Here is a 14,009-nt window from a genome sequence, read left to right on the forward strand (position 1 = left end):
TTTAGGTGTAACTGGAGCAACAAGCACTTCAGGAATCAAAGATTCAGCTACAATTGCTGCTACTAACATAACTGCATCAGGTACAACTACTTTAAATGGGGCTTTAAACCTTAATGGTACACTTACGACTTCAGGATTAATTAGAATCACAAATACTGCACCCTCTACAACAACAACAACTGGTGCTCTTACCATAGTTGGTGGGGTAGGAATAGCTGAAAACTTAAATATAGGCGAATCCTTACGTGTAACAAAAAATATAACGACGGATCAAAATTTAACAGTGGCTGGAAGTACAATATTAAGTGGATCTGTTAGATTTTTAAATGGTACTTCTATTGAAGGAACTTCAACTTTTGAAAATTATCCCCCAAAGATGGCAACATTAACGGCTTCGCTACCTGTGTTTACTGATGCAAATCAAAAATTAACTATAAGAGCAATAACTGGTACATCAGGAAGTAGTGTCGTTTTATCTGATTCACCAGCCTTAACAGGAACACCTACAGCACTCACACCAACGCGAGGAGATAATAGTACGCTTATAGCAACTACTGCTTTTGTAACTAATGCGATGACATTTAGCAATGTAAGAACTGTAAGTTCAGGTGATACTGTAGCGGCTACAGATTACACTATCTTATGTGATGCTTCTGCAGGTACTTTTAATTTAGCACTTCCAAGTCCTGTAGGTGTTAGCGGTAAAATATATGTGATTCGTAAAATTGACGAGGTTAATCCAGCTTTTAATTATTTTGTACAATTAACAGGATCTACTATATATCAATCTAAAACAACACAAATTGACAAGATTAATGTAAATGAAACTTTGAGAATTCAGTCTAATGGAGTTAATTGGTACCTTATTGACTAATAAGACTATATAATATAAAAACTAAATACTATGAAGCCAAATATATTTTCTAAATCACTAGCGTACACAATCATTCTGTTTTGTGTTGGGACCACCGTTTCAGCTCAAATGACTCAAAAGATTGGAGGTAATCCATTTTATATGGAACCTTCAGCTATTTTAGAGTTAGAGAGCACCACTAAGGGGTTCTTACTTCCTCGAATGACTGCTGCTCAAATGAATGCAATTATATCACCTCCATCAGGAATGATGGTTTACTGTACTAATTGTGGTGGTGTTGGTCTTGGACAATTACGCATTAAGTATAGTGCATCGTGGGGTATACCTGCTATTAATTTAAGTGGTGATGTGAATGCCGCTGTCGACTTGGCTGGTAATAATGTAACTACCATTCAGCCCAATGTAGTTGGTTATTCAAAAATGCAAACTGCAGCTGCTAATACAATATTAGGGAACGGAACGGCAGCTACTGCTAATGTGCAGGAAATAGCAACTACGGGTACAGGAAATGTAGTTCGTGCAACTTCACCAACTTTAGTAACACCAGTTTTAGGAACGCCAGTATCAGGAACTCTTACAAACACTACTGGTTTGCCAATTTCGACAGGTGTAAGTGGTTTGGGAACTAATGTTGCTGCTTTTTTAGCTACATCTTCTTCCGCAAATTTAGCAACTGCATTAACGGACGAAACAGGAAGTGGTGCTGCGGTTTTTGCAAATACACCTACCCTGGTAACTCCAGTTTTAGGAGTGGCCACAGTAACTACTGTTAATAAATTGACAATAACTGTTCCAGCAACAGCTGCGACTTTAACCTTGGCGCAGGGTAGTACATTGGCTACGTCAGGTGCTTTTTCTCAAACATTAACAGCAACAGCACCAACAAATATTACTTTGCCTACCACAGGTACTTTGGCTACGTTATCAGGTACAGAAACGCTATCTAATAAAACTTTGGATACAAATACAATCGCTGTTACCCAAGCTCCTCACAATATCAGTACTGCATTAGCGACAACTGCTTGGGTAATGAATGAATTAGATCAGTTACCATTGCCAAGTGGACACATACTTATTGGAGATAGTAGCGGTATAGTAGAAAACCAAGCGGTTACAGGTGATGTAACGATTTCAAATCTTGGAGTTACAAGCATAGGAAATGATAAAGTTGTTACGGCAGATATTTTAAATTCAAATGTGACCTACGCTAAGATTCAAAATGTTGGCGCTAATACAATATTAGGAAACGGAACAGCTTCTAGTGCTACTGTACAGGAAATTGCCACTACGGGTACTGGAGATGTAGTTCGTGCTACTTCACCTATCTTAACTACCCCAGTTATCGGCGCAGCTACAGGAACAAGTCTAAGCGTAACCGGTTCATTGACTTCAACAGTAGCTACCGGTACAGCACCATTGATTGTAACTTCCACAACGCCTGTTGCTAACTTAAGTATCGGTGGTAATGCCGCAACGGTCACAACCAATGCCAATTTAACTGGAGGTGTTACATCAGTAGGTAATGCAACTACAGTTGTTACTAATGCAAACTTAACAGGAATGGTAACATCGTCAGGTAATGCAACTTCATTAGGTTCCTTTACTTCCGCAAATTTAGCAACTGCATTAACGGACGAAACAGGAACGGGTGCTGCGGTTTTTGCAAATACACCTACTTTTTCAGGAACTGTTACAATTCCAGCACTAGTTGCTGGGGGTACTAGCTTTCCTATAGCAGTTCCGACTCCGACTATTTCATCATTGGATTATGTTCTAATTAAACCTGGTAGTGCTATAGCATCTGCTGTTTGGGTCCCAGTACCAAAGCAATTTAATAAAGAATTTGTAGTTAGCGCTAATACTTCCACTTTCGATCTGGATTATATTATTGATAACAGTTATATCCTTGCTGTTTATAGAAATGGAGTTAGGTTAAAACAGAATACTGGTTACGCTTACGGCGAGGAGGATAATTCAGTTACATCTTCAGGAAGTCAATATAGGGTGACCAGAGTGACTTTTACTGTGACATTGAGTGTTCAAGATGATATTTTTATTGATTATTATAATGATCCTAATAAATTTAAAGCGCGGCCGTAAAGTTTCAACTATATGTAAAAGTACTTAAAATGGACAAATATGCTTTTTGTGGCTAACTAGTTAACGTTGATAGATTAATGTTAATATAACAAAATGAAATAAATCATGAAAATATTACGTTTGAATAAAACCATTAAAACATGTGGGATAGTGCTTGTCTTTTTAATGCTTGGATTAAATGCGTTTGCTCAATTAAGCGATTTACACTATTTACCACCACTCAGGCAGGCAGGACTTTCCTTTGATTCTCAAGCGATTTACGTTTCAACACCAGAAACGAATGCGTTTACGGTGAATGTTTATCAGGGTACCAATACGACCGCTATCGGTTCATTAACGGTCTCTAAAGCTTCAGGATCGATCTACACCCTTGCAAATGGCGGAGATAATGATGTTACCTTACTACGTGATGTAAATACGGGAATTGTTCAAAGTACTTCCGGTTTGAGGTTTCAATCTTCAGGAGGTCAAAAATTTTATGTAAATTGGAGGGGGAAGTCAGTGGCTCAGGCCTCATCACTTACATCAAAAGGTAGGGCCGCATTAGGGACAGCTTTTAAATGGGGGGGGGTTCCTAATATAGGAGTACAATCTGTCGATGGTTATAATGCATCTTTGGGTATTATGGCCACTCAAGATAGTACTACTGTTAACATATTTGGTTATAATCCCTCTTGTACTTTTAGGTTAGGGACTAATGCCGCGGGAATTACTGATGATGCGTTAACAATCACCCTTGACGCTGGACAAACGTTTGTTTTAGAGGCATTTTTCAATACTGCAAATTCACCTAATGCAACTGGCTGGTTAGGAGCGTCCATCAGTTCAAATAAAGCCATAGTCGTTAATGTTGGCGAAATGCTCTTTCAGTCAGCAGCAGTAAATGCCGGTCAAGATGCTGGTATGGATCAAATTATACCTGAAAATACTTTAGGTAAAGAATATGTATTTATAAGAGGTAATGGCGCAGATGACCAAGAGTATCCTGTAATTATAGCCACACGAAACAATACAGAAATATATGTTAATGGTGCTTCAACTCCTATTGCAACAATTAATAATGGAGACTATTTTAGTATCTCTGGGTCCAATTATTCATCAACTTCAGTAGGAGCAAACATGTACGTATATACTTCTTATGAAGCCTATGCCTTTCAATCACTGGCAGGTAGTTCTAAAAAGAATACAGGAGACATCAATTTTATAGCTCCAGTAAATTGCTTGTTGAGCAACACTGTTGATAATATATCTAATATTACTGATATGGCAGGAATGACAATGAATGGAGGGGTAACCATTGTAGCTTCCTCAGCAATTGCCGATAAAGATATCATAATAACTAATGGAGTCAATCAAGTTAGTACAGCAACCCTAAATGCAGCAAAGACAACTTTAGTTGGTAACCCTAATTGGAAAACATTTTATATTCCGGGATTAACAGGAGATGTAGCAGTCGCTGCCAATGGCCCGATCGCTGTAGGGTTTTTTGGTTCTAATAATGACGCAGGAGCCTCAGGGTATTTTTCTGGTTTTGAAACAATTCCTATAATTGAAGTTTCAGTTGTGGGTGATGGTTGTTTGCCTAAGTCAATTTTAACAGCTACCCCAGGGTTTACTTCTTATGCATGGTACAATGGTGGGACTTTAATTCCGAGTGAGAGTAGTAATACGTATACACCTGCTATCGCTGGAGATTATACCGTTATTGTCACAAATGGTTTTTGTACGTATGAGTCTGCTAAACAATATCTATATGATTGTAATCCAGAAATTGTTTTAAGCGTAAGTGCCAATAACACTTTTGTTGCTAGCGGATCCAATGTTGTTTTTACTGTTAAAGCAAAATATTTAGGATATGATAAGGTTTCAAATGTTGTTATTAGTAATACCCTTCCCGTTGTAGCAACCTATTCAAGCGCAAGTGCATCCTTTGGCGCATGGAATTCAGCAAATGACAAATGGACAATAGGAACTATGTATCCTGGTGAAGAACACATTTTAACAGTTACCTGTGCTGTAAAATCATTTACAAATCCAACCAATGGGACCTATACCATTTCAAGTACACAAATTTTTTCAGGAACAGAAGGCAATAAAATAGCTGATGACCTTACAGAAAACATAACTGCTGTTGCAAGTTTAAAAACTCCAATTTTAAGCAATTTCATTATACCAAATAAAACGGTTTTCGGGGGTACTTTTACTTTAATACCCCCAATTTCAAATAGTACCGGGCTAATAAGTTACAAAAGTAGTAATCCAAATGTGGCTTCCGTTTCAGGTTCATCAATTTCAATAATTAGTCAGGGAATTACAGTAATAACGGCCTCTCAGGCAGCAGATGTTGATAACATATCTGGGTCAATTGCAGAGAATTTAAGCGTTAATAGTTTAACGGCAATCACTTCTAACGGAAGAATAGCGCTCAATCCATCAAATTATGTAAACAGAAATGGAGAGATAGGTCTTAATGGTGCTTTATCACAAAACGGACAGATTATTGAAACAAAATCTAATAAAGGTTTAACAGAATCTTCTGCAGCTATAAATGGCCGTCAAATAAAAATGGCACATCCAAATTCTACCGATGGAATATATTGGATTAAAAACCCAAACATCAATGGAGGAACCCCTTTTCAAGTTTATATTGATATGACTACCGACGGTGGTGGTTGGATGTTATTAAACGTAGGTTCGGGAAGTTCAGTTTCATCCCAGGTAGCTACAGTTACTTCTCCTAATTTGCAAGGCTATTTGCCCCGTGCAACTGTAATTGAACTAGCCAATTTATGTACAGCTGTTCAATTAAGATCTGGAGATTCCGCTAGTTCTTATGCTAACAAAACAACTTCTACTGATGCCTTGGCCATTGGCGCCTTGAGGAGTAGTGACACGACTGTTGGGGGCTCTGGAACCTGGCATAATGGTAGTTTAGGGACAACTATATTTAAAATAGATAGGGGTTCTTGGTGTTGGGCAGTGACTGGTGGTGCTCCTGATGTCATTGGTTGGCCCCGGATGTATCAGTCGTATAACAATACAAGCTGTGTTCATTGGTATGTGGATTTGGCGTCTGGAAGGACAGCTAGTTCAGATAGTTTAAAGGATGCTTGGTTTTCGACCTGGATACGATAATTTCAGATAATATGCTAACGGTATTTCATATCCTCACACTTTTTAAATGAAAAATTAAGCTGGAATTGAAACTTCTAATCAGCTCGCTTTTATAATTACTTTTACCGTTTGCCCGTAATTCCTGATACTTTTCGCTTTTTTATGTTTTTATGCACTTTGTGAGGGTTGGAGAATATAACCGAAAAGTACTCCCAAAAATGGTGCGTTTTCAATAAAATGTGAGTCGATTCTGATAGTGAGTCGGAGTATCCTTCATATAAAGTATCATGAAAGGCACTGAATATTTCAAGTTTGTTTTTAGGATATTCAAATGAATCATTTTTTATCATACTGGGTAAAAAAGGATCGGCTATCAAGCCCCTGCCTATCATCCAGTGGTCAATAGCAGGGAATCGCTTTTGCATTTGTGCATTTCTAAAACTGAAATCAGTAAATCCTTTAAGGGGAGAGGAAAGTAGGGTAAAGCTCCAGCTCGTTTATCAGAAGTGAACTCCAAGTACAAACTGGTTATTTTTGGAGCCAACTGATGCCCTAGTTGTGTAGCAGAACTAAAGCAATTAATTCCGCTTTATGAAAAATGGAAATCACAAGGGGTAGAAGTTGTGTTTATATCCTTAGATACAGATCAAAGGGCCTTTCGTGATTTTACCATCCAGATGCCGTTTATCAGCAGTTACGATTACAAGAAATGGGACACTCCCGCTGGGAAAGCGTATTTTGTTTATAGTTCGCCTACGATGTATTTGTTAGATGAAGATCAAAAAATTATGCTGCGTCCTATGTCCATGCTACAACTAGATGCTTATTTGCAAAGCGGCAAAAGAGAATAGGAAAATGGGATAATGGCACTATTTTAGTTATTAAAAAAAATAAATACATACTATTATAATTTCTTATGAAAACAATAAAATTACTGATAATAACACTCTTAATTAGTTGTAGTGCTTATGCAGCACCTCTAACTACATACACCGTTACTAGTTTGAGTGATGATGGTAGTTCAGGCACATTAAGATGGGCTATTAATCAAGCTAATGCAGATGTCAATCCCAATCAAATTGATTTTCAAGCGGGTTTTACAGGGACTATCACATTAACTTCAGATTTGCCAACTATTACTCGTAATTTAACGATTATAGGTCCTGGGATTGCTAACTTAACGCTATCAGGGAATAATTTATATAAGATGTTTTTTATAAATAATGACTCTGCATTAAATATATCTGGAATAACTTTTAGAGCGAATGCTTCTTTTAATGGTTCGGTTTTTCGAGCGGACAGCACTAATTCATCTATTGTTGCTAACTCAATTAGTGTTACTGGTAATGCACGCAGTTATGCATTTTATACCAACGATAGTTCAACAATAACCATCTCTAATTCTACTTTTACAAATAATAGTGGTATCTTATTTGGGAGTGATTATGGTTCTGTACCTTCTACGACATCAGATACACTTACTGATTATACTAATAGGATAACAGTTACGGGATCTACTTTCGATGCTAATACAGGAACTATTTTTAGCACTCAGCGGTATGTAAAAATTGATAATTGTAATTTTACAAATAATACCAAAACAATAGGTTCTTTTAATGGAGTAAATAGATATCAAGTTCTAAATTCAACTTTTACCGATAATACGGGAGGTACATTATTTTCTTTTTCTAGTTGGATTGGGGATGGTACTAAATTTGGAGAATTCACCTTAGCCACAAATAATACATTATTCAATGGCAATACTTTTACTGGAAATCCAGGAATTCTTATTAATCCAGGTGGAAACTCATATTACGATAATAAAACAACCATTTCTAATAATATCTTTTCAAATAATGGAACGACTTATACAGGTAATCCTGCAGTAGTTAGCGGTAACTCCACACCACCGCCTACCATCAGTTCTTTTACACCTACAGCAGCAGGCACTGGAGAATCAGTAGTAATTATTGGAACTAATTTTGATTCAGTTACTCAAGTGCAATTTGGGAGTGTCTCTGCATCCTCTTTTACCATAGACTCACCCACTCAGATTACAGCGGTTGTAGCAGCTGGCTCTTCAGGAAATGTTACCCTTACAAAAGCTGTAGCCAATGTAGCCTTGGCTGGTTTTATTTATAAAATAGTTGCATACAATTTTAATAGCAACGCACTTGACGAAACTGGCTCTAATCGAGATGGTAGTATTAGTGGTGGAGTGACTTTTGGCACTGGTGTTGAAGGACAGTCCGCTTGTTTTGATCGCACCACTTCTAATTATATTGCATTGCCCAATAATCTAATTAGAAGCTTGAGTGATTTTACGATTTCGTTACGTTTTAAAACAAGCTCAAAAGGGATCATCTTAGGCTATCAGCAAGCTGCAGTTGATATTGCTACATCACTTCAATATATTCCTATAATAATGGTTCAGTCTGGCGGTAAATTAAGAGCTACGTTATGGAAAACTACTGGCAGCGACATAAGTGTGCTTTCATCTACCTTAGTTAATGATGGAAACTGGCATAAAGTTGATATGTCTGTCACACCTACTTCTATTAGTTTTTACTTAGACGGCCTGCTTGTTGGCTCAGGTTCAGGAACAGTTAATCATCTTGATATGCAAGTCAATCAAATTGGTAGGGGAATGACTTCTATTGATAGAGATTCTTCTGGAGGTGATCTTAGTGGGTGGCAAGGATTTACAGGCTGTATTGATAACTTTTTAATTTTAGACAAAGGACAGTCATTAGCTACCATGACTCAAGTTACTCAACTACCAGTACCACAACTAACTTCATTCACTCCTGCAGTTTGCAATATAGGGGATACAGTTACTATTACAGGAACTAATTTTACCGGAGCGACCTCAGTGCTTATTGGTACTATACCCGTTACGAATTTCACAGTAGTTTCAGATACTCAAATAACAGCTGTGACTAATTTAGCGCAGGTTTCAAGTATTTCAGTCATTACTGCAGGAGGAACTGCAGTTAGTGCTACTACGGTGACGGTAAATAAATTAAATCCAACTCTTAGTAACTTTAATAATGCCACTAAAAAATACTTTGATGCGACCTATACTTTAATACCACCAACAAGTAGTATTGCAGAGGCATTTTCATATTCAAGTAGCGATTTGAATGTAGCTACAATAAGCGGTTCGGTAGTCACTATTACAGGGGCAGGTACGGCTACCATTACGGCAACTCAAGCCGGTAATTCGAACTATAACACTGCAAGTATTACAGCGACATTGACAGTTACAAGCGTTTCTGTTTTAACCAAAGGAGGCGGTATTTCTGGTGCTAATTTAAATTATGTAAATCAGTACGGGCAAATAGGTGGGAATTTTGGCTTAAGTGCTAATGGAGCAATTTTAAATGTAAAGTCACCCGCATCAATAGTTTCAGCTGGCTTAGTGATGTATTTAGACGCTGGTAATACCGCTAGTTACGCGGGAAGCGGCACAACTTGGACAGATTTGAGTGGTAATGGTAATCATGGGACACTTTTCGGTGGTGTTGGGTACACTAGTGTGAATAGTGGCGCTTTGGTTTTTGATGGAGTGAATGATTATTTTGTAACAAACAATAATTTTAACCTCTCAAGTACAGATAAACTGACCGTTCAAATCATTCTAAAAACAGCAAATTCCGGTGAAGAAATGATCATGGAGCATAGCGTTAATTGGAATGCTAATAATTCTTTTGGCGTTATTCAAAATAGCAATAAAATACAATTTTCAGACATACAATTTACAGACAAACCAAATTATAATGTGCGTAATTCAGTAGCAGCGATAAATGATAATAATTGGCACCTTTTTTCAGCAACAACAGATAGAAGTTTAAATGCTACTAATCAAACTTTAATTTATATTGATGGTGATGCTCCGAGTAGTGTAATTGACCCTACCCTTGCCAATGACAACAGTGGAAATTACACAAGTCACAAGCTATATATAGCATCTAGAGCAGGATCTTCCTATCTTTTTAACGGAACAATTGGCCAAGTATTCATCTACAATAGAGTGCTTACTGCCGCAGAAATCCAACAAAATTTTTATGCGGTAAAATTAAAATACGGATTATAGCAGTACAAATAAGTTAGTGTATAATCCAGCAAAAATCATCTCTGTTGCTCGTCTTACAAGAGTGTCTAATTCCTCTATAAACGGAAGAGAGCATTTTCAACGCGGCTTACACAGTTACAAAAAATATAAATTGCATTTTACACTTGGGTGTATTCCGCGTTGCAAACGCTACACTATGCCTTTTAAATTTAAGTAGGTATTCGATGCAATCGAGAACTAGAGAAGTCTTGATTCTTAACTCTTATGAGGGTAAAATTAGCAGGTCCACAGATCAATTTTTTTAGTGGGATAATTTAGCTTAAATGTTTATATAGCAAAGTTATTTTGAATAATAATAATAATAATCACAAAATGAAAGTAAAAAAAATCTTAATAGTGGTTTTAGTGGTTTTAACATCACTTCAAGTAGGCGCACAAGCTTTAGATAAAAACGGAAGAATTTTACCTGCAATTAATACTCAAACTCAAAGTGAATTGAATTTAAAAGCTAATTTAATTTCGCCCACATTAACAGGAGTTCCATTAGCTCCAACAGCCGCTGCTGCAACGGATACAGAACAGATTGCAACCACGGCTTTTGTTACAGCAGCAGCTTCTTCTTCAAACTTTGTGGATTTAACAACAATTCAAACCGTTGCTGGAGCTAAAACTTTTAGTTCGGGCATTATAGTAGATGGGCTGTTAAATGTTGGTTTAGGTAATGGAGGTGATTATACTAGTGCGGCTGTTGGTGCAAATACCCTAAGCGCAAATGTTAATGGTACGCGTAATACTGCTATTGGTAGCTTTGCACTGAGTAACAATACAGCTTCTGAGAATACAGCAATAGGATACTATACCCTTCGAGAAAACACAACAGGAAGTTCAAATGTGGCTGTTGGTGGTTATGCAGGAGATATTATCACAACAGGTTATCAAAATACAATTTTAGGGCGTGAAGCGGATCCAAGTTCTTTAGACGGAATCAATCAAACTGTAATTGGATATAATGCAAGAGGGGCAGGGGACAATACCGTACAATTAGGAAATACAGCTGTAACATTAGTTAACACTAGTGGAAATCTCACAGCCAAGAGTTTAAGTACTACTTCAGATATTATCGTTAATGCGGTAACTTTAGGTTTAGGTGGCGGAAACCTTAATCGTAACCTAGCTTTAGGTATTAGTGCCTTAGCAGCCAATACTACTGGTACTTATAACACCGCTGTAGGCAGTGCAGCTTTAGGTAGTAACATTGCTGGGGCTCAAAATTCCGCTTTCGGTTATCAAGCACTTAAAAATAATTTAACTAGTCATGGGTCCGCTTTTGGATTTCAAGCACTTATGAATAATACAACAGGTCTTGGGAATACGGCGGTTGGTTATAATTCACTCAAGAGTAATACAACGGGCTTCGATAATACGGCCATTGGCCAAGAAAGTCTTTTAAATAATCTGGATGGTAAACGTAATGCAGCTCTTGGAAAATATGCTCTTAAAGATAATACAGCTAATGATAATACAGCGGTAGGTTATGCTGCGCTACAAGCAAACACTACTGGTAATGAGAACACTGCCTATGGTTCGGCTGCACTAAGTTCAAACATCAGCGGTAATTATAATACTGCAAATGGTAAGAATGCACTAAGTTCAAACAACAATGGTAATTACAATACCGCAAATGGTTACGTTGCATTAAGTTCAAACACTACAGGTAGCGCCAACACCGCAAATGGTGCGCTTGCCCTGTATAAAAATATCGATGGTATCGGTAACACCGCAAATGGTGAGGCTACATTACGTGATAACACCTCTGGTAAGTATAACACGGCAAATGGTCAGAATTCAATGATTGTAAACATTAGTGGTAATTACAATACCGCAAATGGTCAAATTGCACTATTTAAAAACACCAGTGGTAGTTACAATACCGCAGATGGTGTGTCTGCACTACTTGATAATACAATAGGGAATAATAACGCCGCTTTCGGCTATAACGCGGGCAATTCTATTAGTGCCGGATCTGATAACACTATGCTTGGGTCAAATGCAAATACAAGTGATGGTACGATTTCAAACGCTACAGCAATTGGTAATGGAGCTATAGTTTCAACAAGCAACACCATGCAATTAGGTAATACAGCAATTACCAATGTGAACACTAGCGGATCTATTACAGCTGCTTCTTTTATAAGTACGGATGCCTATGTAGTTGGCCAAACATATCAAGAACTAGGTGGCTGTGTAATTATGGTTTCAACTAATGGAAAACATGGTGTTGTAGTCGAAACTCAAGACTCAGTATCAGGAAATGCAAATCATTATGACGCTTCGTCATATTTGTCGGATATAAATAATCATAGTATTGCAGGAAAAAATTTTTCAGACTGGAGGTTACCAAATATGTTTGAGGCACAAAAAATAATGACTCAGATTACTGCTAATAAGATTACTGGTTTTTCAAATTATTATTATTGGACCAGTACCGGAACTCCTGATGCAAATAGGTATCAATACGTCATTTTAACGCCAGGGGGTGGAGGTGTAGGTGACAGGCACGTAAGTTCTGATCCTTCTAGAGTTCGCGGAGTACGGACTTTTTAACTATTTTGATAATACTATAAAGCAGTATGTTTTGTGTAAAAGGGAGTGGTGTTGAAAATAATTTTTGAGCAATTCCAAGCCAAGGAACGAATCAAGGAACGTCTTATTGGATTGTGAAGTAATATAGTTATCACAACTTAATATTATCTTTAGGTGATAAGTACTACAAAAAAAGGTTCCACTGCAAAGTGGAACCTTTTTTTATTATAAGACAGATAATTTAAGTTTTAAGATTACCCCGCTTTTATAATTTCTTTTACAGTTGCTTCATAGTTCCTAATACTTTTTGCCTTTTTTATGTTTTTTGCCACTTTGTGTGGATTGGAAAACATAGCAGAAAAGTATTCCCATAAATGGTGCATCTTTAATAGAATGTGAGTGGATCCTGATAAAGACTCGGAGTATCCTTCGTACAAGGTATCATGAAATGCACTGAATAATTCCATTTTATTTTTTGGGTATTCTAAGCTGTTGCTTTTAATCATACTGGGTAAAAAAGGATCGGCTATCAAGCCTCTTCCTATCATCCAATGGTCTATGGTTGGGAAACGCTCTTGCATCTCTTTAAATTTAGCTACCGTAGTAATATCGCCATTGTAATACAATTTCAATTTGGTGTTGTCAACACATGCCTGGTACGCATCCAAATGTACGCCTCCTTTATACAATTGTTTTCCTATACGCGCATGAATGGCAACATTCTTAATTGGATACTTTTCTAAAATAGGAAAAACATCCAGAATTTCTTCGGTAGTATCATATCCCAAACGCATTTTCATTGATACTGTAATATCCGATTCGTTGTGTACTTTATGCAAAATCTGGTTGATTTTTTCCGTATTGCTGATCAATCCTGATCCCATTCCACATTTGGTTACCATAGGATAGGGACAACCTAAATTCCAGTTTAATTCTTTATATCCTAATTCCTGTACATACTTAGAAACAAATAAAAACTCGTCAGCATCATTAGTAATTATTTGCGGAATTACTTCAAGAGTATTATTGTTCTCTGGTAATAAATCACGCTGATAAGAAGATTTAATAATCATTTTTCCATTCAAACGAATGTAAGGTGCATAAAACGTATCAATACCTCCAAAAATTTTATTTTGGGCATTTCTAAAACGAAAATCAGTAAATCCTTGTAAGGGAGAGGAAAGTAAGGTGTAGCTCATGTATAATTTAAAAAGTGCAAATATAAACAATGAAAACTATAACTGGATGAAACAAAAAAAAGAC

The 14,009-nt window shown here is 37.1% G+C and carries 7 protein-coding genes and 1 pseudogene; 6 read left to right on the forward strand and 2 right to left on the reverse strand.

The features are described 5' to 3' along the window. From CXF59_RS05240 to CXF59_RS05250, 3 genes are all read left to right on the forward strand, one after another. Positions 1 to 874, forward strand: an 874-nt coding sequence (locus CXF59_RS05240; RefSeq protein WP_198554636.1) for a hypothetical protein, incomplete at its 5' end; no start/stop codon positions are given. Positions 875 to 904: 30 nt separating this feature from the next. Further along, entirely contained in the window at positions 905 to 2,974 is a 2,070-nt protein-coding gene (locus CXF59_RS05245) for a hypothetical protein (protein ID WP_157824523.1), read from the forward strand. A gap of 105 nt (positions 2,975 to 3,079) precedes the next feature. After that, entirely contained in the window at positions 3,080 to 6,109 is a 3,030-nt protein-coding gene (locus tag CXF59_RS05250) for a fibrinogen-like YCDxxxxGGGW domain-containing protein (RefSeq protein ID WP_157824524.1), read from the forward strand. Positions 6,110 to 6,210: 101 nt separating this feature from the next. Here the strand turns inward: CXF59_RS05250 and CXF59_RS05255 are convergent, their stop codons facing one another. Further along, the gene (locus CXF59_RS05255) at positions 6,211 to 6,513 is read right to left on the reverse strand and encodes a hypothetical protein (protein ID WP_369828533.1); all 303 of its coding nucleotides are present in this window, start codon (positions 6,511 to 6,513) and stop codon (positions 6,211 to 6,213) included. Between the two features lie 135 nt (positions 6,514 to 6,648). Here CXF59_RS05255 and CXF59_RS05260 point away from each other — a divergent pair. From CXF59_RS05260 to CXF59_RS05270, 3 genes and pseudogenes are all read left to right on the forward strand, one after another. Continuing rightward, positions 6,649 to 6,939, forward strand: a pseudogene (locus CXF59_RS05260) (peroxiredoxin family protein); the annotation flags it as partial. A gap of 65 nt (positions 6,940 to 7,004) precedes the next feature. After that, on the forward strand, positions 7,005 to 10,184 hold the full coding sequence (locus CXF59_RS05265) for an S-layer family protein (protein ID WP_101136784.1): 3,180 nt from the start codon (positions 7,005 to 7,007) through the stop codon (positions 10,182 to 10,184). Between the two features lie 351 nt (positions 10,185 to 10,535). Further along, positions 10,536 to 12,767: a DUF1566 domain-containing protein gene (locus tag CXF59_RS05270; protein WP_101136786.1), complete on the forward strand. Its 2,232-nt coding sequence runs from the start codon at positions 10,536 to 10,538 to the stop codon at positions 12,765 to 12,767. A 233-nt stretch (positions 12,768 to 13,000) separates the two neighbouring features. Here the strand turns inward: CXF59_RS05270 and CXF59_RS05275 are convergent, their stop codons facing one another. Further along, positions 13,001 to 13,945 carry a tRNA-dihydrouridine synthase gene (locus CXF59_RS05275; protein WP_101136788.1) on the reverse strand — a complete coding sequence of 315 codons (945 nt, stop codon included), beginning with the start codon at positions 13,943 to 13,945 and terminating at the stop codon, positions 13,001 to 13,003. Positions 13,946 to 14,009 lie beyond the last annotated feature (64 nt).

This window comes from Flavobacterium sp. ALD4, from assembly GCF_002836475.1.
Taxonomy (GTDB): Bacteria; Bacteroidota; Bacteroidia; order Flavobacteriales; family Flavobacteriaceae; genus Flavobacterium.